The organism is Levilactobacillus huananensis (genome assembly GCF_003946145.1).
In the GTDB taxonomy this organism is placed as follows: Bacteria; Bacillota; Bacilli; order Lactobacillales; family Lactobacillaceae; genus Levilactobacillus; species Levilactobacillus huananensis.
The window spans coordinates 24,023-47,813 of the sequence record NZ_RHOC01000001.1; the positions used below are offsets into that span (position 1 = coordinate 24,023).

General features: G+C 48.5%; 21 protein-coding genes and 1 tRNA gene. 15 read left to right on the plus strand and 7 right to left on the minus strand.

Annotated elements, in window-relative coordinates; all coding sequences use genetic code 11:
• Nucleotides 1-44 precede the first annotated feature (44 nt).
• Nucleotides 45-1,454 carry a C69 family dipeptidase gene (locus EKM71_RS00170; protein WP_125572675.1) on the minus strand — a complete coding sequence of 470 codons (1,410 nt, stop codon included), beginning with the start codon at nucleotides 1,452-1,454 and terminating at the stop codon, nucleotides 45-47.
• Between the two features lie 132 nt (nucleotides 1,455-1,586).
• On the opposite strand from EKM71_RS00170, the gene EKM71_RS00175 reads away from it, so the two are divergent.
• From EKM71_RS00175 to EKM71_RS00190, 4 genes are all read left to right on the plus strand, one after another.
• A complete protein-coding gene (locus tag EKM71_RS00175; RefSeq protein ID WP_125572676.1) occupies nucleotides 1,587-2,291 on the plus strand; it encodes a Crp/Fnr family transcriptional regulator in 705 nt (234 codons plus the stop codon).
• Between the two features lie 146 nt (nucleotides 2,292-2,437).
• Nucleotides 2,438-4,321: an asparagine synthase (glutamine-hydrolyzing) gene (gene asnB / locus EKM71_RS00180; protein ID WP_125572677.1), complete on the plus strand. Its 1,884-nt coding sequence runs from the start codon at nucleotides 2,438-2,440 to the stop codon at nucleotides 4,319-4,321.
• A 160-nt stretch (nucleotides 4,322-4,481) separates the two neighbouring features.
• Complete coding sequence (locus EKM71_RS00185) at nucleotides 4,482-5,738, plus strand: carboxylate--amine ligase (protein ID WP_125572678.1); 1,257 nt, start codon at nucleotides 4,482-4,484, stop codon at nucleotides 5,736-5,738.
• Nucleotides 5,739-5,743: 5 nt separating this feature from the next.
• Nucleotides 5,744-6,457 carry an aspartate/glutamate racemase family protein gene (locus tag EKM71_RS00190; protein WP_125572679.1) on the plus strand — a complete coding sequence of 238 codons (714 nt, stop codon included), beginning with the start codon at nucleotides 5,744-5,746 and terminating at the stop codon, nucleotides 6,455-6,457.
• Between the two features lie 146 nt (nucleotides 6,458-6,603).
• On the opposite strand, the gene EKM71_RS00195 is transcribed toward EKM71_RS00190, so the two are convergent.
• The 3 genes from EKM71_RS00195 to EKM71_RS00205 all read right to left on the minus strand — a co-directional run bounded on the left by EKM71_RS00195 (nucleotide 6,604) and on the right by EKM71_RS00205 (nucleotide 8,848).
• Entirely contained in the window at nucleotides 6,604-6,945 is a 342-nt protein-coding gene (locus tag EKM71_RS00195) for a DUF1516 family protein (RefSeq protein WP_125572680.1), read from the minus strand.
• Between the two features lie 64 nt (nucleotides 6,946-7,009).
• Nucleotides 7,010-7,540 (minus strand): dihydrofolate reductase family protein, encoded by a 531-nt coding sequence (locus tag EKM71_RS00200; RefSeq protein ID WP_125572681.1) that lies wholly within the window; start codon nucleotides 7,538-7,540, stop codon nucleotides 7,010-7,012.
• Between the two features lie 162 nt (nucleotides 7,541-7,702).
• Complete coding sequence (locus EKM71_RS00205; protein WP_164504686.1) at nucleotides 7,703-8,848, minus strand: peptidoglycan recognition protein family protein; 1,146 nt, start codon at nucleotides 8,846-8,848, stop codon at nucleotides 7,703-7,705.
• Between the two features lie 320 nt (nucleotides 8,849-9,168).
• Between EKM71_RS00205 and EKM71_RS00210 the strand changes: the two genes are divergently transcribed.
• From EKM71_RS00210 to EKM71_RS00250, 9 genes are all read left to right on the plus strand, one after another.
• Entirely contained in the window at nucleotides 9,169-9,396 is a 228-nt protein-coding gene (locus EKM71_RS00210) for a DUF2187 domain-containing protein (RefSeq protein WP_057879111.1), read from the plus strand.
• Nucleotides 9,397-9,475: 79 nt separating this feature from the next.
• Nucleotides 9,476-9,546, plus strand: a tRNA-Gly gene (locus tag EKM71_RS00215).
• A gap of 315 nt (nucleotides 9,547-9,861) precedes the next feature.
• Complete coding sequence (gene argS, locus EKM71_RS00220) at nucleotides 9,862-11,553, plus strand: arginine--tRNA ligase (protein ID WP_125572682.1); 1,692 nt, start codon at nucleotides 9,862-9,864, stop codon at nucleotides 11,551-11,553.
• A 157-nt stretch (nucleotides 11,554-11,710) separates the two neighbouring features.
• A complete protein-coding gene (locus tag EKM71_RS00225) occupies nucleotides 11,711-12,178 on the plus strand; it encodes an arginine repressor (RefSeq protein WP_057879113.1) in 468 nt (155 codons plus the stop codon).
• Between the two features lie 170 nt (nucleotides 12,179-12,348).
• Nucleotides 12,349-14,442, plus strand: coding sequence for a PBP1A family penicillin-binding protein (locus EKM71_RS00230; protein WP_125572683.1), 2,094 nt, complete (start codon nucleotides 12,349-12,351; stop codon nucleotides 14,440-14,442).
• Nucleotides 14,443-14,533: 91 nt separating this feature from the next.
• Complete coding sequence (locus EKM71_RS00235; protein WP_057879115.1) at nucleotides 14,534-14,878, plus strand: YlbF family regulator; 345 nt, start codon at nucleotides 14,534-14,536, stop codon at nucleotides 14,876-14,878.
• A gap of 87 nt (nucleotides 14,879-14,965) precedes the next feature.
• Entirely contained in the window at nucleotides 14,966-16,189 is a 1,224-nt protein-coding gene (locus tag EKM71_RS00240) for a metallophosphoesterase family protein (RefSeq protein WP_125572684.1), read from the plus strand.
• Nucleotides 16,179-18,806, plus strand: a complete 2,628-nt coding sequence (locus EKM71_RS00245; protein WP_125572685.1) for an ATP-binding protein — start codon at nucleotides 16,179-16,181, stop codon at nucleotides 18,804-18,806. Before EKM71_RS00240 ends, EKM71_RS00245 begins: the two co-directional genes overlap by 11 nt.
• A 10-nt stretch (nucleotides 18,807-18,816) precedes the next feature.
• Entirely contained in the window at nucleotides 18,817-19,782 is a 966-nt protein-coding gene (locus EKM71_RS00250; protein ID WP_125572686.1) for a 3'-5' exoribonuclease YhaM family protein, read from the plus strand.
• A 71-nt stretch (nucleotides 19,783-19,853) separates the two neighbouring features.
• On the opposite strand, the gene EKM71_RS00255 is transcribed toward EKM71_RS00250, so the two are convergent.
• From EKM71_RS00255 to EKM71_RS00265, 3 genes are all read right to left on the minus strand, one after another.
• Nucleotides 19,854-20,777: a peptidylprolyl isomerase PrsA gene (locus EKM71_RS00255; protein WP_125572687.1), complete on the minus strand. Its 924-nt coding sequence runs from the start codon at nucleotides 20,775-20,777 to the stop codon at nucleotides 19,854-19,856.
• Nucleotides 20,778-20,889: 112 nt separating this feature from the next.
• Complete coding sequence (locus EKM71_RS00260) at nucleotides 20,890-21,210, minus strand: hypothetical protein (RefSeq protein WP_125572688.1); 321 nt, start codon at nucleotides 21,208-21,210, stop codon at nucleotides 20,890-20,892.
• Between the two features lie 2 nt (nucleotides 21,211-21,212).
• Nucleotides 21,213-21,671 carry an HIT family protein gene (locus tag EKM71_RS00265; protein ID WP_404819362.1) on the minus strand — a complete coding sequence of 153 codons (459 nt, stop codon included), beginning with the start codon at nucleotides 21,669-21,671 and terminating at the stop codon, nucleotides 21,213-21,215.
• Nucleotides 21,672-21,804: 133 nt separating this feature from the next.
• Between EKM71_RS00265 and EKM71_RS00270 the strand changes: the two genes are divergently transcribed.
• Together EKM71_RS00270 and EKM71_RS00275 are read left to right on the plus strand one after the other, a co-directional pair.
• Nucleotides 21,805-22,539, plus strand: coding sequence for an ABC transporter ATP-binding protein (locus tag EKM71_RS00270; protein ID WP_125572689.1), 735 nt, complete (start codon nucleotides 21,805-21,807; stop codon nucleotides 22,537-22,539).
• Entirely contained in the window at nucleotides 22,536-23,762 is a 1,227-nt protein-coding gene (locus tag EKM71_RS00275) for an ABC transporter permease (RefSeq protein ID WP_125572690.1), read from the plus strand. The genes EKM71_RS00270 and EKM71_RS00275 overlap by 4 nt, the downstream gene beginning before the upstream one ends.
• The last annotated feature ends 29 nt before the right edge of the window (nucleotides 23,763-23,791 follow it).

Here is a 23,791-nt window from a genome sequence, read left to right on the forward strand (position 1 = left end):
TGCTAAATTCATTATAGCGCATTTGTCTTTTGAGTGATACCAATTTACAGATTGGCGTCCATGGTAAAGGACAGATCTGAAAGGGCAGCGTTGGCCTGGACGAGTTTACCGGCCTGTGTCTGAATGGCTGTTGCGTAGACTGAGGCGGTTTCAACGTTCAGACTGCCAAGACTGGCAGGATTAGGTGTTGGTAGGGCATCCCCCGCGTGTAAACGCTGATAGCCTAAGGCCTGTGTTGACCCTAGAAAACTGTCAATGAGTTGGCGATTTTTGTGGTAGTGGTCTTCGCTGAGTACATCGAGCAGCTTGCTGGCCCAGTAGGGATTTTCACCCTGATAGTCGCTATTGTCGACGGCGTAATCGGCGGCAAGCTGGTCTCCCTGAGCATAGAAGGGGACGTAAGGATTGAAGGCAGGATTCCCGAAGCATTGCCAAACGATACCGGCTAACATTGGCACAACGTCGCGACGGAGTTGGAGAATGTGGGAGTTCTGTGTTCGTGACAAGCCCACTGCCCGGAACTGATGGCGTTCCGTATCGGTTCCGGTGCCCAGGGGATCGTAAGGTGTTTCCTGGTAATGGGATCCCAGAAAGTTGGCAATCTCAGGCAGGCTAATCTTCTTTTCGGCGTGTTGAATAAACGGCAATTCTTGGTCAGTTGGATTTTCAAAAGCACTTGGCGTAAAGAGCTTATGACCATACCAAACTCGTGGTGTGTTGTAGTGACTGTCCGTGGCGGTTGCCGTCCCAAAGATGTGTCGGGAGTTGAACCGATTGCCATCGGGATTGAGATGGTGGCCCTGGACGAATTGACGGATGTTAGTCGAGGTCATGAATTCTTGAGGGCGATCAAAGTCAATATCTTGAATAGCCAGTTGGTTAGCAACGACGGCATAGGCGTCATCTGGAATCCGCTGGGCAACCCAGTGGTGACCACTGACGATCTCCATGTACCAAACCTCGTTGGTATCGCCGAATAGGATACCGTTACTTTCTGCAGCGCCATTGGTTTCGACCAGGTGTCCTAGTCGTTGCACCCCAGCCTTAGCGGAGTCGATGTAGGGAAGCACGACAGTTAACATGGCATCTTCGGCGATCCCGTCCGCTACTAGGGGGTCGACGCCTAAGACGCGGCTATTGGCATACGCAGATTCAGTGGCACTCATGGCGACATTCTTGGCGTTGATCCCACTTTCCTCGTAGAAGCCAGCAGAGGGGTCGGTGTCGGGAACGGCCGTGTAGTGATAGGCCTTTTCGGGCAAGGTTGTTCTGAACTGATTGCCCTTCGAGATAAAGCTCAGGTTGCGTGGTTCATCGGCCACGTGGACCACGACACGTTTGGGCCAGATGGCGACGCCGTTATCCTCATTGCGGGCGATCACGGGGTTTCCATCAATCGTGGCGTTTTTACCGGCTAAAAATGAGGTACAAGCTTGATGTAGCATACGGGACATGAAAAATTCCTCCTTAATCGATTAGCGGTTTCATTATGGCAACTATAGCACAATCCGCTCGGGAAGGCTTTCTTTACCGGTTTTAGCCAGTAGTTTGCTAAAATAGAAGATATGAGAAAGGAAGATGTGGTCATGGAACAGGGACATCAGCATCAGCAACATTCAATCGAACGGGAACTGGAATGTGTGTCACAAGTGCCGATATTTCAGGGATTAGCGGATGATCAGATGACCTCTGTGGCCCAGGTTACTCGGCCGATCCATGCGGATAAGGGGGGTGCGATCTTCAGTACCGGTGAAGTTTCCCGGACGCTGTATATCGTGAACACTGGACAGGTTCGACTTTACCACTTGTCGGAGGATGGGCGAGAACAGATCTTACGGATTCTAAATCCTGGAGACTTTGTCGGGGAGATTGCGCTGTTCACGGATGAGATTCATACATCCTATGCACAGGCGACTCAGACGACTGAACTCTGCACTATTTCACGGGCAGCCTTGACCGATCTGATTACGGAACTGCCAACGTTATCGATGGCGTTATTGGGAGCCTTAGCCGATCGGTTGAAGACGGCCGAACGTCAGGCAACTCTGTTAGCGATTCCCGATGCTTTGCCACGCTTGGCAGGTTACCTGTTGGCGATCAGTGGGCATCGTGCGCAGTTACTAGAGTTACCGATGAGCAAACAAGATCTTGCCGCTTACTTAGGCATGACACCGGAGTCCATGAGTCGTAAGCTGCGTCAGTTGTCTAAACGGGGGGCCATTGAGACTGTCGGTCGCCGTCAGGTGCGCATTACCGATGTCGATCAACTGGCCGAGTTCGCCCCAGAATGATGGCAGTGTTTACTATCCGCTTAAGAATCTTTAATAATATGGTATTCACGAATTAAATTTGCTAAAATGATGGGTGTTGTGTTTCATTAAATATTAATGAACGTTCAAATCAAACTGACTATTAATGAGAAAAAGGGGATACGCACATGTGTGGATTCGTTGGCTATGTGAATCAAAAGGATGTTCCGTCTACCACGATTAACGATATGGCAGACCGGATTAAGCACCGGGGGCCGGACGACGAGGCATACTTTAAGGATGACCAAGCCGTTATGGGCTTCCGCCGGCTGTCAATCATTGACTTGGCCCACGGAAAGCAACCCATGTACAACCGGGACCAAACGAAAGTTTTGACTTTTAATGGAGAAATTTATAACTACCAAGAAATTCGGGCCGATTTACAAAAACTCGGTTACGAATTTCAAACGGACGTGGACTCTGAAGTCCTGATTCACGGTTATGACGCTTGGGGTCCTAAGTTACTGGACCGTCTGCGAGGCATGTATGCCTTTGTCATCTATGACAAGACCAAGAATGAAGTCTTTGGTGCTCGGGATCACTTCGGTATCAAACCGTTGTACTACTACGATGACAGCGAGACCTTCCTCTGGGCATCAGAGATCAAGGCTTTCTTGGAACACCCTAACTTCAAAAAGGAATTCAATGAAGCTCTGTTACCAATTCACTTGAGTTTTGAATTCATTCCTTCTAAGGAAACGATGTTCAAGAACGTCTACAAGGTTTTACCAGGGCAATATTTCATTCACCATGCAAATGGCGAAACGGAAACACACCGGTACTACAAGTTCAATTACGACCACATTGATAACAGCCAAACGGTTGAAGAAGATGCTAAGAAGATTCGTGGTATCGTCGACGAATCTGTTAAGACACATATGATTGCCGACGTTGAAGTTGGGAGTTTCTTATCCAGTGGAATCGACTCTTCTTACGTGTTGAACGAGGCGTCTAAGCTCCAACCTATCCAATCCTTCTCCCTCGGATTTAAGAATTCCAAGTACAGTGAATTGAGCTGGTCTACGGAATTTGCCAAGGAGATCAAACAAAAGAATACCCCACTTTACATGACCGGTGATGATTACTTTGATATCTTGCCAACCATCATGTACTACATGGATGAACCATTATCTAACCCATCTGCGATGCAACTTTACTACCTGTCTAAGGGAACGCGTAAGTCCGTGAAGGTTGCTTTGTCTGGTGAAGGGGCCGACGAATTCTTTGGGGGCTATAACACTTACCTCGAAGCAATTCCGTTCGAACGTTACCAGAAGTGGGTACCAAAGGGTATTCGCAAGATGATGGGTGGCATTGCTGAAAAGATGCCACGGTTCCATGGTCGCCGTTTCTTGGTTCGGGGGGCCCAACCTCTGAGCGAACGGTATTATCGGGTGAACTACGTCTTCGACTATCATGATCGTAACAAGATCTTGAAGAACCCAAGTCTCAATCAGGACGCGGGGGCTTACACCAAGCACCTGTTTGACGACGTTAAGGGCTTAGACGAAATGACGCAAATGCAGTATTTCGACATCAACACCTGGTTACCTTATGACATTTTACACAAGGCCGACCGGATGAGTATGGCGAACTCGTTGGAAGTTCGGACACCATTGGTTGATAAAGAAGTGGCCAAATTTGCGGCAACCATGCCGGTTAAGACGCGAATTCACGCGGACGAAACCAAAGTTTCTCTGCGGACCGCTGCCGAAGCCGAATTGCCAGAACGGGTTGCTAAGAAGGAAAAGATGGGCTTCCCCTCCCCAATCGCAACCTGGATCAAGACAGAACCTTACAAGTCACGGATTATTGAAGCTTTTAATTCCGACGTGGCCCACAAGTTCTTTAACACCGATGCGTTGATGGAGATTCTTCATGAACACATCAACGGTAAGTCCAGCATGCAAAAGATCTTTACGATCTACACCTTCATCCTCTGGTACGAAGTTTACTTCCCAGAAGACACGACGGCTAAGACCGTGGACCTTGTTCATCGGACGCAAATCTAACTGAATCCGGCCCCAGAAATGGTCGGCCGATAACGATCAAGGTTGCTATTGGACTCGTCCGCTAACAACCTTGATTGCGTTTACCCAGAAAAGCGAGCGAGGAAATTCGCTCAGTACTTAACCTAATTATTTAAATGTTGTGAAGGGACTTTAAGCCGTTATGGAAACCAAGGAAGTCAAGTTTACCCCTGTTCTCTTGGGGAGTGATTTTAACGTCTACGGCATGGCACGCTCATTCTATGATCTGTACCATCAACCCGTTCAGGCCTTTGCCAGCATTCAGTTGGCACCGACGCGTTACACCAAGATTGTGAATTTGGAATTGATCCCGGGATTTGATGAGGATCCCGTTTGGATTGAAACTATGCGTAAATTAAAGGAACGTTATGCCGATCATCCAGAACCTGTTATCTTAATCGGATGTGGGGATGGTTACGCTGAACTGATCAGTAAGCATAAGGCAGAGTTGGAAGACGTCTTCATCTGCCCGTACATTGATTACGATAAATTACGTCATCTGAATAATAAGGAAAACTTTTACAAGGTTTGTGACCAGTATGGCTTGCCATATCCGGCAACACGGATCATCACCAAGGACGAGGCCACGAGTGGTCAGCCCGTAGAGCAGCCCTTTGATTATCCAGTTGCATTGAAGCCAGCCAACAGTGTGGAATGGTTAGATGTTCACTTCGAAGGTCGTAAGAAGGCTTTTCGGATTCAGTCAGCAGCCGAATTCAAGGACATCGTCCAGAAGGTTTATGCCAACGGCTATACATCAGATCTGATTCTTCAGGACTTTGTGCCAGGGGATGACAGTAACATGCGCGTGCTCAATGCCTACGTTGATCGGAATCACAAGGTAAAGATGATGTGTTTGGGTCATCCTTTATTGGAAGATCCAGCACCATCGGCCATTGGAAACTATGTGGCCATCATTCCGGAATACAACGAAACGATTTACCAAAACATTCAAAAGTTCTTGGAAGCCATCGCATTTACCGGCTACGCCAACTTCGATATGAAGTATGATGTTCGAGATCACAGTTTCAAGTTGTTTGAAATTAACCTACGTCAAGGCCGGAGTAGCTTCTTCGTGACCTTGAATGGCTATAACTTGGCTGACTGGGTGGTTAAGGACTACGTGAAGGACAGTCTAAAGGATGCTTCTACGGTGTATGGTAACAAGGATGAGAACCAGCATGCGCTGTGGTTAGGTGTGCCAGTCAAGGTCTTCAAGCAGTACACGCGAGAAAATGCTGACAAGGATCGGGCACTGAAATTGATTGCCGCTGGTCAGTATGGCACCACCTATCACTATGATCAGGATATGAATCTGAAACGCTGGGCTTTGATTCAGTGGATGCAACACAATTACACGGTTAACTTTAAGAAATACTTCGCAGAAAATAAGGGGTAATCACCATGCAAAAATTCTTTACGATTATTGGCGGCATGGGCACCATGGCCACCGAAAGCTATATCCATCAGTTGAACTTACGGACGCCAGCGCACGCCGATCAGGAGTACTTGAATTATATTCTGGTGAATCACGCGACGGTTCCGGATCGGACAAACTATATCTTGGATCACAGTCAGCCTAATCCGTTACCCAGTCTGCTTGAAGATATTCGGCAACAGAGTCAGTTGAAACCAGCATTCTTTACATTACCTTGCAATACAGCGCACTATTTCTACGATGACCTGCAAGCGGCGACCGATGTGCCATTGTTGCACATGCCACGTGAGACGGTCAAAGAGATTCAGCGTCGCTATCCCAATGCTAAGCGTATTGGGATCACCGGAACGCAGGGAACCATTACGGATAAAGTTTATGAAGATGAGGTCGCGGCGGCCGGCCTCGAACCCGTCTTGCCAACGCAGGCGATCGAGGATGAGACCATGACGTTGATCTACAATCACATCAAGGAAAACAACGAAGTAGATGCTAAGCTGTACCATCACATTCTCAATGAGATGGTGACGGAACGTCACGCTGACGTGGTCATTCTGGGGTGCACGGAGCTTTCCTTAGCTCAGGAGCGCGAACCAGAACTCACCATTCCCGTGGCGGACAGTCAATCAATCTTGGTTGATCGGACGTTGGAGATGGCGTTGAAATTACGACAAGCTGATTAAGAGTGGGTTTAGTTGTCTGATAACGCACGATTTCAGTTGATTGGGATTGGAACCAAAAGAGAGGCACCTGGGATAATTACCCAGGTGCCTCTTTTTTGGACCAGAAAAGGTGTCGAGACACTTAGCCTCGACACCTTGTGAGTTTCTTATTTGAAAGCGAGGGTGAGTCCCAGGCCAACCGTAATCAGGGCAACGATGCCCAAGATCCAGTAAATCAAATGGGGCGTATCGCGTTCCATCTTCCGACCGAAACTAATTTCGATGAGGGCAATGGTTGCGATGCCTAGAATGAATTTCAGACTGATCAGAATTGGGGCGTGCACAAATGTCCGAATGGAGAGGACAACGCCACTGATGATCATGACCAAGTAGGCAATTCGGGCAATCAGTAGAAACTGCGTGACCCGTTTTTCAGAATGGCGTGTGAGCCCGAGAATAACGAGAATCGTCAGGACGATCCACGTCCAAAAATGTAAGGCCAACCACATAACTAGTGCCTCCTTAAAAGTTTCAACTAGTACCAGCCTACCATATTCGACCAGTTCAGTGGAACTAATTTTGTCGATGATAGACCATTTCGGCTAACGGCCCATACTGGTGAACTGCTTGGAGCTCGAAGGCCTGTGGCTTGGCAAGTTCACCAAATAGGCGTTTGCCATGGCCTAGCAGAGTAGGGGCCACTTGCAAGTAAAGGTCGTTCACTAGATTGGCGGCGAGGAGCGGCATCAAGACTTGTCGACCACCGATGATCCAGACATTGCCTCTAGCTTGCAAGCGTTGTGCTAAGTCCACGACTGGTTCTTGTGTGAAATGAATGGGGCCGTGATCGGGACGAGACTGGTGTGTCAGGACGTAGGCAGGCATCTGCGCATTAAAAGGGTTCAGTGTGAGGCCTTCGGTTACGTCGGCCGCAATGGTGTCATAGGTGACACGTCCTAGAATGGCACTGGCCATGTGACGCAAGACGTCTTGGCCGATGTCGGCGGGAAGCCCAGACAGACCCGTGAGCCAATCCAAGCGATCATCTTCGGTTGCTAGGAAGCCATCAAGTGAGATAGCACCGTAAAATTGAATTTTTCCCATTAAAAATCTCCTTAGGTGACATAAATGGGGCTGGAAAAGAGTCCAACCCCATTTATGATGTCATGTTAAATTTATTGTAGGCTCGTGGACTTCACCCAATAGGATTTACTGCCAATGGTTCCGCGATACCAAGTGGAGTTGTCAGAAGACTTCAGACCTTTTTTATTGAGTTTGATGGTTTGACCGGCCTGGAAATCTTGTGTGTGGGCCGTGATCGTACTCAGGTAGTCTGAGTACGATCACGTGGTTGTAAAGAGCTGAGTTAGAGGCCGTGTTCAGGGTCTTAGTTCCGCTGGCATCTTTATAGGTGACGTTGGGGAAGTTTAAGACATTGCTGCAGACCCAGTACTTGTAGCTAGAATTCTTAGCGAAGCGAATCCGATACCAGGTACCGCTCCAACCACCTTTTTTAACCCCACGGCTGTCAACATAAACCTTAGCGCCCCGGTAGTCAGCACTCAGGTTACCCCAACCGATCTTGCGGGCCTTAGCGGTGCCCTTAACGTGGTTATAGACGGTCCAGTTGGTATAGTTGTTCGCAAGAGTAGCCGTTTCGTTGTTGGTGCCAGCATAGTACTTGACCGTTTTGGGCTTGGCCGACGTGTGTTGATTGGAATCGTCGGTGGTGTTACCCGTGTTGTTATTATTACCTGTGATCTTGGCATACTGGGTGTTCACCAGACTCATGAAATCGGTCATCGTGTAGGTCGTGCCAAAGTAGGCCTTGGCATTAGCCTTCCAATAGCCATCTGGGTCGGTATGGTCTGTTCCACCTAAATTATTTGAAACATCGTGGTGAGAAAGAACCGTTGTATTACGTTTGGGTTTTAAGCCATACTTGTTGAGAATGTAGGCCGTGTAGTAGGCAGATTTGTTTAATTCGTTGGCAAATCCGGACTTGGAGTGCACCTCGACTTGTTCGAATTGAACGTAGCGTTGGTTGCCATAGTAACCAGAACCCCAACAGAGATACTTGGTGTTGGCCACGTTGATGATATTGCCGGCATCGATGAAGGTGTGGACAAAGGCGTTTTGGTAGTTATTTTTCATGTAGGCAATTTCATTGTAGATTGTGGAGTTTGGGTTGGCTGTTTCGTGAACCACGACGCCTTCGGGTTTTCCATAACGGTAACTATTCTTAGGAAAGCCACTCCAGATTTGCGTCTTAATCTTAGGTGTAGCATAGCCCTGGTTATTAATATAAGTATTAATTGAATTGGCGCTAGCCGGAGTGGTTGCCCATAACAAGCCCACCAGTCCTGCAGCAAAGGCGATTCCCCGAACCGCTCTAAGGTGCCATTTTTTCATAATTAAACGTCTCCTCCTCGTTTGTTTTGAGTCACTTGATTCGGCTGAAACACAACGACTTGATTATAACTTATTTTGAGAGAAAAGCGTACGGTTGGGAAAGTTAGATAAAGTAGGGGGGACGTTCGGGAAAACGCTATCTTGATGTGAATAGTGATAGTAATTGGGCACAACTATCGGTTTTTGGGGGAACGGCTCGAGATAAGTCACAGAGTGTTCGGAATTATCCGATTATTTCAAACTCCTTACAATTCATTTGCTTGCGATGACCCGTGAATTTGACTATAATGTTACTTTGCATACGAAAGGAGCGACGAACAATGGCTGAAGTTGAACTTAAAGTTGGCGATTACGTTGCGGCGAAAAAATTTGGTCCCCTGGAACACAGCTTTACTGGTGAAGTGACCAAAGTGTATGATAATTCAGTTTTAGTTGAGATCAAGGAATACGATCCAGCTGATAAGACGGCGGTTGGAGACATGAATAACCGCGCTGTCGTCCGTAAGTCGGCGGCAAAAATTACCGAGAAAAAAGTGGATAAAGACTAATTTTCTGTGGTGATTTTGAATTAATTTGCAAAAAAACAATGACAACTCACAAGAGGTATGCTATAATTTCTTGTGTTGTGCGGGTGTAGTTTAGTGGTAAAATTCAAGCTTCCCAAGCTTGCGTCGCGGGTCCGATTCCCGTCACCCGCTTTCGAATAGGCGGCCGATTGGTCGTCTTTCTTATTATTCGAAGGCTAAACTGATACGATTAGTAGGTTGTGCGTCTAAGTTAAGCGAGTCCGGAATGGTGTGAGCCGGATCACAGACTCTACCGAACGGACGTTGTCAGATCGAACATTTAAATGAATTTAAAGTGGACTTTCAAGTCAATCAGAGTGGTACCGCGGGTTTACCTCGTCTCTTACAATTTATTTTGTAAGGGGCGTTTTTTTGTCCCGGCGACTAGATGGTGTAGACTGAAAGTAGTTATCTGCGATGGACAATTGTTTAGGGAGGAAAATAAGGATGGATTACAAACAAAAAGTAACAGCAGCCTTGACGGCGGCATTAGACGGTCAGTTGACGGCCGACGAGATTCGTAACAAGATTGAACGGCCTAAGACGTCTGACAAAGGGGACTTAGCCTTCCCGACGTTCACGTTAGCAAAGGTCTTGCACCAAGCACCACAACAGATTGCCAAGGACGTGGCGGCTAAGCTCGACACGACTGGTTTCGAAAAGGTTGAAGTGGTTGGCCCATACTTAAATTTCTTTTTCGATAAGAACATGTTTAGTGAAGAGACGTTGAAGACAGTTCTGACCGAGGGCCCTGACTATGGTAAGAATGAAGAGGGTGCCGGCGGTAACGTCCCAATCGACATGTCCTCACCTAATATTGCCAAGCCAATGTCCATGGGTCACTTGCGATCAACGGTGATTGGAAACTCTATCGCCGAAATTCTCACGAAGAATGGTTACCACCCAATCAAAGATAATCATTTGGGTGATTGGGGAACACAATTCGGGAAACTCATCACGGCTTACAAGCTGTGGGGGAATGAAGCCGATGTTAAGCGCGACCCAATCAACAAGCTGGTGGAATACTACGTTCGTTTCCATAAGGAAGACGTAGAACACCCAGAATTGGATGACGAGGCTCGTGAATGGTTCCGTAAGCTCGAAGCCGGTGACCCCGAGGCACACAAGTTGTGGGCTTGGTTCCGGGAAGCTTCCCTTCAAGAATTTAGTGAAGTTTATGACGAATTAGGTGTGACCTTTGATACTTATAATGGGGAAGCCTTTTACAACGATAAGCTGGAAGAGGTTGTCCAGATCTTAAAGGACAAGAATCTGCTGGTTGAATCTCAAGGGGCCCAAGTGGTTGACTTGAGTAAGTACGACCTGAACCCGGCTTTAATCTTAAAGAGTGATGGTGCTTCACTGTACATTACGCGTGATATTGCCACGGCCCTTTACCGGGATCGGACCTACGCTCCAGCCAAGAATCTCTATGTGGTTGGGTCCGAACAAGCTTATTACTTTAAGCAATTGAAGGCTGTTCTGACTGAAATCGGATTGCCATCCGCTTCCAAGCTTCAGTATGTGCCATTCGGGTTGATCACGGTTGACGGGAAGAAGTTGTCGACTCGTTCCGGCCGGATTATCCTGTTGGCTAAGGTCCTTGAAGAATCCGTTAAATTAGCGGGTGAAGAAATCAACGAGAAGAACCCGGACCTGCCTAATAAGGAAGAGGTTGCTCACCAAGTTGGGGTTGGAGCCATTGTCTTCGGTGACTTGAAGAATGAACGGACTAATGCCATTGACTTCGTTCTGGCTGACCAATTGAAGTTTGAAGGGGAAACGGGTCCTTATGTCCAATACGCGCATGCCCGTGCCGAGAGTATCTTACGTAAGGCTGCTAGTGTCGACGTTAAGGCTGGCGGCAATGAAATCTCTGATCCCGAGGCCTGGGATACGATCAAGACCTTGGCAGACTTCCCAGCTACGGTTAAGATGGCCTGTGCCGAACTTGAACCATCCGTGATTGCCAAGTTTGCTATTCGCCTGTCCAAGACCTTTAACAAGTACTATGCGCACTCCAAGATTCTAGCTGATGATGCTGAGTTACCTGCACGTTTAGCTTTAGTCAAGGCTGTTTCCACGGTCCTGAAGGAAGCATTACGGCTCCTAGGGGTTCAAGCACCAGACGAAATGTAAATCAAAATCAAGCAAATCACCTCGCATATACGGGGTGATTTTTTTGCGTAAAAAAAGAATATTTGTTACACTTACTTTATAAATATGCAGAGACATGTGGCTTAATTCCGCATCCTTTGTTATACTTAATGCAATTTTATGCGGGAGGGTGGTCACAATGAAAAAGAGTATGCGACAGGCAAGAATCGAGCAGTTAATTAATCAGTATCCGATTGGTACGCAAGAGGAATTAATGGAGCACTTGGAGGAAGTCGGTATACAGGCTACTCAGGCCACCATCTCGCGGGATATCCGAGAAATGCAAATCGTGAAAGCTCAAGACGGTCACGGGCATCTCCGTTACACGATCTTTAAGGCGGGGAACCGGAGCGAAGAAGAACATCTCCGCGAAACCATTAACGAGGTAGTTACGGGCCTGACCCGCGTCGAATTCGTCAATATTTTGAAAACGCTGCCGAGCAACGGGAATCTACTGGCAGCTATCTTCGACGATTTGAATTTACCCGAAATTGCCGGAACCTTGGCGGGTCACGATACCATCTTTATCATCAGTCCGGATGCCAAGGTGGCTGCCCGACTTCATGATGAAATCGCGGCTGAGATGAATCCTGATATTATTCATTAATTCAATTATGAAAGCTCTGACACTCGGGAACCTATTTTCAACTGGTTTCCGGGTGTTTTTCATGGGCTTCAGCGAAGTTAAAGGTTCATAAAGTTTCAGTGAAAACGCGGCTAGACACAGTGTTTATGCTAAAATAGCCATAATATAACTGAGATAGAAGAGGCTATTGAATGAATACCCAACAACCTAATCAGACCAAGGGGTCAGGCTTTAAAGCCCACTTTAAACGGATCTGGCACCGGTATCAGTTGACTCGGTGGCTCATTGTGATCGTATTAAGTGGTTTTCTGGCGTTAAGTGGTTACATGACCTTTATGGCCAAGACCGCTAACGTGGGTAACCTGAAGGCGGCCCTGGAGAATCCCACCAAGATCTATGACCGGCACAATAAAAAAGCGGGGACGTTGTACTCGCAAAAAGGGACTTACGTGCCCTTAAAGCAGATTTCCTCGAACGTCCAAAGCGCCGTGGTCTCAACCGAAGATCGTAATTTCTACCACGAATATGGCTTTTCTTTTAAAGGCTATGCTCGCGCGTTTTTCCTGTACGCCAAGAATAAAGTACTGCGCCGTGATTACATTAGTGGTGGGGGGAGTACGTTAACCCAACAACTGGCGAAAAACGCTTATTTATCACAGGAACAAACCTTCACACGAAAGTTCAAAGAACTCTTTCTTTCTATCGAAATTGAGAATGTTTACAGTAAGAAGGACATTCTCTCGATGTACTTGAACAACGCCTATTTTGATAATGGGGTTTGGGGCGTTCAGGATGCCGCTGAGCGGTATTTCGGGACGACGGCAGATAAGTTGACCGTGCCGCAATCAGCCGTCCTGGCAGGAATGTTGACGTCACCGAGTGGCTATAATCCCATTAAACATCCGCAAGCCTCACGTGCCCGTCGGAATGTCGTTTTAGGGCTGATGGCCCAGACTGGTGCGATTACCTCGGAGCAGGCTAAGCAGTATCAGGCCACAGCTTTGACGACCAGTGACAATTACACCTATAAGAACACCTACAAATACCCTTATTTCTTTGATGCTGTGATTAATGAAGCCGTCAGCAAGTATGGCTTAACGGAATCTGAAATCATGAACCGGGGTTACAAGATCTATACAACCTTGGATCAGGGTAATCAGACGCAGATGCAGACACTCTTTAAGAATGACAGCTATTTCCCGGTTAATGCCAGTGATGGCACTAAGGTTCAGGCGGCCAGCATCGCCGTTGACCCCAATACCGGGGGCGTAGAGGCCGTTGTTGGGGGACGAGGCAAACACGTCTTTAGAGGATATAACCGTGCGACACAGATGCAACGGCAACCGGGGTCGACGATTAAGCCATTGGCCGTCTACACGCCGGCGTTGGAGAATGGCTACTACTATGATTCCGAATTGACGGATAAGAAGAAATCCTATGGGACGAACAATTACACGCCAGAAAACTATGGTCACCAGTATAGCGGGAAGATCCCAATGTATCAGGCGTTAGCACAGAGTACTAATGCGCCAGCTGTCTGGTTACTGAATAAGATTGGTGTGGATAAAGGGTACGACTCTGTGAAGAAGTTTGGCTTGCCGGTAACCAAGTCTGACAAGAACCTTGCGTTAGCATTGGGGGGCTTGAAGACGGGGGTTTCGCCGCAACAGTTAGCACAGGCCTACACTTCATTTGCGAATGGGGGAACCATGTCCTCGGCACACTATATTCGTAAGATTGTGGATGCCTCGGGGAATGTTATCGTGGATACTCAAGATAGCGCCCCAAAGACCACGAAGGTCATGTCGGCGAAGACCGCCAAACAAATGACCAGTATGATGATGGGGGTCTTCAACTACGGAACCGGGGCTTCAGCCAAACCATATGGCTACACGATTGCCGGAAAGACCGGGAGTACTGAAGCCGATGGGGATGCCGATGCCACCCGTGATAAGTGGATCGTTGGTTACACGCCTGACGTGGTCGTCACGACCTGGGAAGGTTTCGACAATACCAGTGATAAGCACCATTTAGAGAATGTAAGTGGGACGGGTGAAGGACCACTCTTCCAGGCTGAAATGCAGAGCATTTTGCCGAACACCAAGGGCACCTCATTTACTACGAAGGATGCATCGACCTTGGCTAAGGCCGAAAATTCCGGGTCTTCGTCGACTGACATTTGGGATCAGGTTCAACAGGGGATCGACAACGCCGGCAAAACATTTAACAATGCTGCCGACAAGGTGAAGTCCTGGTGGGAAAAGGCGAAGTCCGTCGTCAATTAACAAATGACGTTGGGTCAGTCCCTAAAGCATGGTACAATAGTTAATGGTTATTACCTAATGCGGGCCACGGCCCATCGAGGAGGAAACATTCATGGCTGACGACATGCACACGCTGGGCGAAAAGACTGCCCAAGTTCTGCAAGATACGCAAGAATTTAAGGATTTAAAGGCTGCTTTTGCAACAATGAAGGCAGACGAGGAAACCTTCCAACTGTTTAAGGAATTTGAACAAGTTCAATTGAACTTACAACAGAAGCAGATGACGGGCCAACAACCAACTGAGGATGAAATGAAACATGTCCAAGAAGTTGCAGGACGCGTCTCCAAGAAGGATGCCATCAAGGCTTTGATGGAAAAAGAACGGGGCTTAAACGACCTGTTAACCGAGTTAAACAAGACTATTACGGAGCCTATTCAAGATATTTACAAGGGCTAAGGACGAGATCGTCGGCGCAACCACTCACTTTGGAGGGTCGGTGCCGGCGATTTTTTTTACCAAGTGTTTGGGGAGGGAGCAGACATTATGAAATTTATTCACGCGGCGGATCTTCATTTAGACAGTCCCTTTCTGGGATTACAGGATCTACCCACGTCACTATTGACCCAGATTCGAGAATCTACCTTTACCGCGGCGACCCGGGTCTTTGACCGTGCACTGGCTGAACAGGTGGATTTTGTGCTCTTGGCGGGTGACCTCTTTGATCGCGCGGAACAGAGTGTGGCTGCCCAGGCCTATCTGATTGAGCAGTTCGATCGCCTGAATCAGGCAAAAATTCCAGTTGTTGTAGGTTTTGGGAATCACGACTATCTAGCCGATCAACACCTGTCGATTACTTATCCGGATAACGTCACGGTCATGGGACCACAGGTGACGACTGTAACGCTGAATCTACGGGATGGCCAGACAGTGGCTATAAGTGGTTTTAGCTATGACCAACGGTGGGTGACCCATGACCCTCTGGCGGCGTTTCCAGAACATGCTGAGACCGATTGGCATTTGGGAATGCTACATGGAGCCGTAGCCACGGGGAGTGGTGATCACTATGCACCATTTACGGTAGCTGAATTACTAGCAAAACGCTACGATTACTGGGCACTCGGGCACATCCACCAACGTCAGTTCTTAAATGAGAACCCCCCAATTCTATACGCCGGGAATACTCAGGGACGCGATCGCACAGAGACTGGAGAACGGGGAGCCTACCTGGTGACCAGTCAGGATCACCGGCTAGTCCCAGTGTTTTTTCCAACGTCTGCGTTGGTGTGGACCAACCCAGCCTTAACCATTGAGACGCCCAACCCGACGTTGGCCGAGATTAGCGATCAACTAGCCACTTGGCTGACACAGAATTTTGCAGCGACGCCTGAACTGGTCGTGCCAACCCTGGCATTATCAAAGTCGTTGTCGGCCGCTGACCAGGCTCAGATGGCGAATGGTGATTGGCTAGCCTTATTTCAGCGGACACATCGGCGTACGATGCAAACGGCACAACGAGTCGTGGTGGCTGTGCGTTGGAAATTACCGGTCGCCACCGCTGAGACACCGCAGTTGGACACACGGTACTGGGCCACCAGTGCGGACCAGATTTTCACACCGGGAAATTTACAAGATTTATTTGGCAAATTAGTTCAGGAGCCAGCCTTGGCAGAGTGGTTTGCTGACCCCACGACGGCGCCGGAACTCCGCGAAGGCGCCGCGAAGCTGTTAGCCGCTTTGGCGGGAGAGGAGGATGATCATGCGTCTTAATCGGTTAACGATTTATGGATTCGGTCAGTTTCATGATCGCACCTTTGACTTACGTCCTGGGCTCACCGTTTTTTTAGGGGCCAATGAGGCTGGAAAGTCGACACTGACACAATTCATTAGTGCCATCCTCTTTGGGTTTCCCACGAAGAAACATCCCACACTGCGCTATGAACCACTAGACGGTAGTCGTTTTGGCGGGGAGATTTCGTTTACACAGGATGGGCAAGACTATCTTGTGACGCGCGTGGATGGTCCCCATGGGGGCAAAGTAACCTTACATAATGTGACCAGTGGTCTCAAGCTTCCCGCGACGAGTCTGTCCCATCTGTTGGCACCCATGGATGCCACGCTTTTCCAGCAGGTCTATGCGATTAATGAACCCCGTTTAGCTGCAGTCTTTGCGACCTCGAAACGGGAACTAGTGGATCACCTGCGGCATGTGGGAGCGGTAGGGAGTGACTTCTGGTTAGCGCAAGCTAGTCAATTGGATGAAGCCGCTAACGCTCGTTACAAGCCACAGGGGAGAAATCCTGAACTGAATCGCTGGTTACTGGACTATCGTGAACTGCGGGCCAAATTGGAGCGGGCTAATGCAGCTTATCCCAAGTATTGGGAGCTACTCGATCAACGACAACAGCTTACCCAAGAGCAGGCCACATTACGGGCGACGCTACAGGCAGCACGCCAACGGGTCACGACTAGTGAACAACGCCTGGCCAAATGGCCCATTTATCAGCAATGGAGAGCCTTGACCACGGCAGATGTTCCAGTGACGACAGGGTTTGATCCACAGGATGCGGCTACCTTGGAACACCTGGTTAATCAAAAAAAAGTGACGCAGGAGAGTTTGAACCACGATCAACAAGAATTGACGACGCAGCGACAAGCGGCCCAATTGACGCCCTTGTTTCAGCATTATCTGGAAACAACCGATCAGCTGGCGTCAACTTTGGCAGGTATTCCGGACACCTTGGTTGCAGCACATACGGTCGAACAAGCACGTTCTCAGCAAGCCGATCTTGAGGAGCGTGCAGGGAATCTGGAACGACAGTATGCCCATCAAGGGCAGATGCCTCAAGCCTTCTCCTTGGCGACGCTACAGGAGGTTACTCAGCTACGAGAGGAGCTGACCACGGCGAACCAGAAGCGGCGACGGCTCCAGCAGAATTTAAATGACCTGAATGAACAGTTCCGCCAACAACAACCGTCACGGCAACAACGGCGCAATCCTTTGGCAGACAAGCAGATCGGCTGGCTGGCTGCAGGACTAATTGTACTGATTGGCTCACTATTTTTGCCCTCAGCCTTTCTGAAGTTAGGCGGGGCCTTGGTAGGGGTGGCCGTTGGGTATTATGGGGCGTTTATTGTGTCTAGTGGAACGCCAGCGTCGCAGCAGACCGACGAACTGGAGGCAGAGATTCGTGATCTTCAGGCGCAGCTGCGTGAGGGGACAGGTGCTACGACCGAGTTGACGAATCGGTTGGATGCCATTGGTGAGAGTCATGGCATGGCCGATGTTCCGCTGGCAGAGTGGGCCACGGCACAGGGAGCAATCGCGGAATGGGAACGGCTGACACGGCAATTAGAAGTCGTGACCACGGATCTTCAGGCGGCTCAGCAGGCGGTTACTGACTTTCAAAAGAAAGTCGGGGCGATTTTGCCCGAATTGGGTGATCGTGATTTGCAAGACCAAGTTAACCAGTTGATGGATCTGCAACGCCAACAACAGCGTTTGGCCACTCGTGACAGCGATCTCAGTGCGCTAAGCGAACGAGTTAAACGTGATCACACCTCACTAGAACAGGCGACCAAAGCCGTGATGACCTTTCTCCAGACGCGCAATGTGCCGGATTCACAGGCTTTCTATCAGCAGTATCACGCGGTTCAAGAACGTGATCAGAGACAGCAACGTCGAGCCGATCTGGCCCATCAACTGGGTGAATCTGATTTAGCGGCTCTCAAGGGGGTGGCCAATGAGGCCGCTTTGCAGGCTACATTCGCGCAGGACAAACAGCAGTTGACGGCGATACAAGCCCAGATAGATTCTGGGAATAAACGGTTAGCCACGTTAGCTGGTCAGATTGACCAGCTAACAGCGAGTGGGACCCAGGCGATGTTGCGGCAGAAGCTAGCCGACCTGGAAACTCGGATGATTGCGACGACGCAGCGATGGCTGGTTGATCGGCTGGCAAGCCAGTGGATTGAAGCTGCCTTGGCCGCGGCGTCCAGTGATCGGTTACCACAGATCGTCGCTAAAGCTAGTGAATTTTATGGTAAATTAACTGAAAACCGGTATACTGAAATTGAGTTAACGGAAACAACGTTACGTGTTCGCCGGCAAGACGGTGAGTGGCGGACTGTCAGTCAGCTGTCACGAGGAACCGCAGAACAACTCGACTTTGCCGTCAAGTTGGCATTTGCCATTGTGATGACCCAACAGGTTCAGATGCCAGTGGTCATCGATGATGGGTTAGTGAACTTTGATGTGCAACGGCGTCATCAGGCCTATCGCTTACTCAATGAGATTAGTCGTGACACCCAGGTGATTCTGCTGACGGCCGACACCGCCATTGCTGCTGACATCGACGAACAACAGATTAGCCAATTAGTAGACTAGGAGGGGTATTATGGCAGCAGTCAAACAATTGATGGACTACGCCGTCGACGAGGCGGTTGATTTATTCGTTCTTCTGAAGTCGGCCGACGTTCGGACGGCCAAAAATGGGAAGCAGTACATTGCCATCGTATTTGAGGATCGTTCCGGTGAAATTTCTGGTAAATACTGGGATGCCTCTGATGAAGATGTCTCCAACTATGTCGCCGGACGAGTGGTCCATCTGCAAGGGAAGCGGGAGAATTATCAAACCCATCCCCAAATTAAGATTTTCCATCTGCGTCTCAGCAAGGCGGGTGAGCCAACCGATCCCGAAGCCTTTATCGAGCAGGCCCCTATGTCGCGTAAAGAGATGGAAGACTACATCAACCAAACAATTTTTGAAATTACGCAACCAACTTGGAACCGATTGGTCCGCAAGCTTCTTGGTGAATACCAGGAACAATTTTTCACCTACCCGGCGGCGAAGAGTAACCACCATGCATTTAAGGGGGGCTTGGCCTTCCATACCATTTCTATCCTGAAGTTAGCCCATTCAGTGGTTAACCAGTATCCTGACCTCAATGGGCCGCTGTTATATGCCGGAGCTATCCTGCATGACTTGGGAAAGACGATTGAATTGTCGGGCCCAAAGTCAACGGTTTATACGTTAGCAGGGAATCTGATTGGGCATATCGTTCTCATTGACGGCGAATTGGTTCGGGCTTGTGATCCGCTGAAGTTGGATCCACAAGCCGAAGATGTGTTACTTTTGCGTCATATGATTCTTAGTCACCATGGCTTGCTGGAATACGGGTCACCCGTTCGTCCAGCCTTACGTGAGGCGGACGTCTTGCATCAACTCGATGAACTCGATGCCTCAATCATGATGCTGGACACAGTGGTCGAGCACACCGAGCCTGGCGAGTTCTCCGAACGAGTCTTTGCCATGGATGGTCGGCGTTTCTATCGGCCATCGACGGACAAGCCCGAAGAATAGGGCGTTACGAAAATAACGAAAAAAGGCATCCGATTTCCAACTGAAATCGGATGCCTTTTAAGTTGTGACGATTACTTAGATGAAGATGATGAAGTCGTCGAAGTGCTGGAACTTGATGACAAGTAGTCAGCCAGGATGTTCTTCATATCCTTGTCCTTGATAGAAACGTCACCCTTCTTTAAGACCTTAGCAACCACGTTGTGCAGAATAGTTGAATCATTCATGTCATTGTCGATGATTTGCTTCGTCAATTCGGCCTTGTGTTCCTTGATAGTTCCCTTACCAGGGTTCTTTAACATCAAGATAACATGGTAACCGTATTGTGTCTTAACAGGTGTTGCAGTGTATTCGTTTGTGTTCAGCTTGAAGGCAGCTTTCTTAAAGGTTGAGTCTAAGGAAGTGTCGGTACTGTCGAAGGCACTTAACTTACCACCCTTGTTCTTGGTAGCAGTATCAGTGGAGTACTTCTTAGCTAACGTGGTAAATTCGCTAGTCAAGTCGCTCTTCTTTGTGCTCTTCAACTTGTCGATAACGGTGTTAGCGGTCGACTTCTTGGAAACCAAGATGTGTGCAACCGTAACTTCTGGTTCGTAGCTCTTGAATTGCTTCTGGAGTTGCGCATCGGTTACCTTCACGTTGTCCTTTACGGCTTGCTTCAAGAGTAAGTTCGAACGGATTTCAGTCTTTAAGCTGGATTCCGTCATCCCACTCTGGGAAAGAACACTCTTAAAGGATGAGCCATATTGTGCCTTGTATTGGTTGAATTGCTTGGTAACTTGGGACTTCTTAACCTTGTCACCGTATTGCTTTTCCAAGACCTTGTTTAAGATCATTTGTTGCAGAACTTGCTTACCAGAAGAAGTCCCTTTAAGACTGCTATAGTAAGCACTTTCTGTGACCTTACCACCACTAGTAGTGGCAACGGTTTGGTTCCCACAACCAGCAAGCGTTACAGTCAGTAACACACCAGCGAGGGCGATTAACCATTTCTTCATATTGCTCAACACATCCATTCATCAAGATTGGTGTAAACACCATACTCAGACATCATAACACAAAAAAACGCAAACCCAAAAAGGTACGAGAAGCTTTACAAAAAGTTCAAATTTAGTCCTGTTCCCAGCGATCCAACGTTTCCTGAATCACGGCAACTCGAGGGGCAATCTTGAATTGAAACTTCTCAATATCCTTTTGGATATCTTCTAGAGCGGGGGTACTGGCGTCGACAGCTGCTCCAAGCTTTTGAACACTTTGCGTGAGGCGTTCCTGCGCGCTCTGCGCCTCACCAATCTTGGTGGCAGTATGCTGGGCTTGGTCTTTCAGGTGTTTTGACCAGGTGATTGGGTCCTGTTTGGTTAAGGTAAGGTAAGCGGCCAAACCAACGCCGGTGGCAAGGGTGAGACCGCCAATGAATCGGCTAATTCTCATGGTTAATCCTCCAATTGTTCCTTGATTTTAGCTTGAATGACGCCATATGAGGCAGGTGTGAAGTTCGCGGCGTTGTCCTTGAAGATCATCTTGAAGTCATCCTGATCTGTGTAACGTGGAATCAAATGGAAGTGGGAGTGAAGGACAGATTGGTAGGCCACTTCACCATTGTTATTGACGATGTTCATTCCCATGATAGTTGGATCGGCTGCCTTGATAGCCCGAGCAATTTTGGGAATTCGGGTGAAGACTGCCGCGGCGAGGTCTTCATCATAGGCGAAGATGTCTTGCACGTGGGTCTTGGGAATGACCAGCGTGTGGCCAGGGGTGCCTTGGGAGATATCCAGGAAGGCCTTCACAATGTTGTCCTCATAAACGGTATAACTAGGAATATCGCCCTTTAAGATTTTGCAAAAAACACAATCATCATCGTAATGTGGTTCTAACGTCATAGTCGCCATTAAATCTCCTTCTTTCACTATAGTTTCTTCATTATACACCAGCATTCACTGCTGTTTCACCTCAACCGTTCGTTTGTCGAGTCGCCTATGGTATAATGGTGCGGTTAAATTATGAAGAAATGAAGGGATGTTTATGGCTTTAGAAGTCAGCCATGTTGTCGGAGGTTACTCCCAAATTCCCGTCTTAAAAGATATTAGTTTTGATGTTAAGGACGGCGAATTGGTAGGATTGATCGGACTGAACGGTGCCGGGAAGTCCACCACGATTAATCATGTCATTGGCCTGTTAACGCCTCACCAGGGGACGATTACCTTGAATGGGGTGACGATTGATCAGGATAGTCAGGCTTATAAACAGCAGATTGCTTATATTCCGGAAACACCGGTTCTGTATCAGGAACTCACCTTGCGAGAACACCTCGAGGTGACGATGATGGCCTATGACTTGGACCACGAGAAAGCCTGGACCACAGCCCACAAACTTTTGAAGACGTTCCGCTTAGACAATAAGCTTGACTGGTTCCCCGCAAACTTTTCTAAGGGGATGAAGCAAAAGGTCATGATCGTCTGTGCCTTTCTGACACCAGCGAAACTTTTTATCATTGATGAACCTTTCTTAGGGCTTGACCCATTGGCTGTCAACGATCTGTTGACTCTGATTGAGGAACGCAAGCGGCAGGGTGCCAGCATTCTGATGTCCACTCACGTCTTGGATACCGCCCAACGATATTGCGATCGCTTTGTGTTACTCCACGACGGTCAGGTGAAGACAGAAGGAACCCTCAGCGAATTACAAGCCGCTCTTCCGGAAGCGGGGGAATCGTTGAACGATATCTATCTTTCGATGACGAAGGTTGATCGCTCATGACCGGTTTATTTAAGACCCGATTGCAGCGCCATCTCCGGGAAATGGCGAAGTACCTGCGGTTGGTTTTCAATGACTTCTTTGTTTTTGCCTTACTGTTCTTCCTTGGTGGATTAGGACTGGGTTACTCGAATGTGTTGAAACAACTTCGTGGGCATGAATGGTGGGCGCCACTGGTGGCCTTATTGGTTCTGACCATTGTGGCCCAGATTGGGCGGTTGGCGACCCTTATCGAGGATGCTGACCGAGTCTTCTTGCTTCCCAAGGAGCGGGCCATGCATGCTTACCTGATCGCCGCTCGACGGTACAGTCAGGTGATTGCACAGGCTACGCAGGTTATTGCCATTTTCCTCTTGTCACCATTCTTAGCGGTGACCCTTGGCTGGTCCGTGACGCCTGTACTGTTTCTGTTAGTTGCCCAAGTGGTCTTGAAGGACACGCTGTTACGGTTAGATCTCGCCAGTGCCTATCAGGTGACGGGCCAGGGTCGGATGAATCGCTGGCCGATCAAATGGGGCCTGAGTCTGATTATTCTGGCTTGTGGACTGTGGATCACGCCCATCGTGGCCGTTATTCTGGCGATTGTGGCTGATGTTGCCGTGGTTGTTTGGTTCCAACAACATTGGCAGACGCAACAGATTCGTTGGCGTGAACAGATTAAGATTGAGGATAATCGAATGCTGGGAATTTATCGATTCTTCAATATGTTTACCGAAGTGCCCATGTTATCTGGAACCATTAAACGGCGCCGTTATCTTGATGGAATTTTCCATCTGATCAAGCCAACTCACGAGCAGACTTATCTCTATCTGTTCAGCCGGGGGATGGCGCGGGGCACTGAATTCAGTGGCCTGATTGTCCGCTTGACGGTGATTGGCATGTTGTTGTTGTACTTTATTCGGGGGAAATGGTTGCCTGTGATTCTAGCGGCACTTTTCATCTATCTGATCGGGTTTCAACTATTACCATTCTTCCATCAGTATGACGATATTGTTTTTACGCACGTCTATCCGGTCGCGGCTGTACAACGGTTGAAGAGTTTTGTAACGTTGATGACATTGATTCTCAGTGTCACAGCAGTGTTGCTGTGGCTTGTGGTGGTTTTCGCTAACCAACAACTCTTGCCAGCGGTGGTAACCTTGATTGTTGAAGCGCTGGAAGTTTGGTATCTGGCACGAATCTATACACCGCAACGTTTGAAGCGTTCGGCTGAAAATAGGGCTTGACGCGGCCTCGATTTCCCAATAGAATTAAT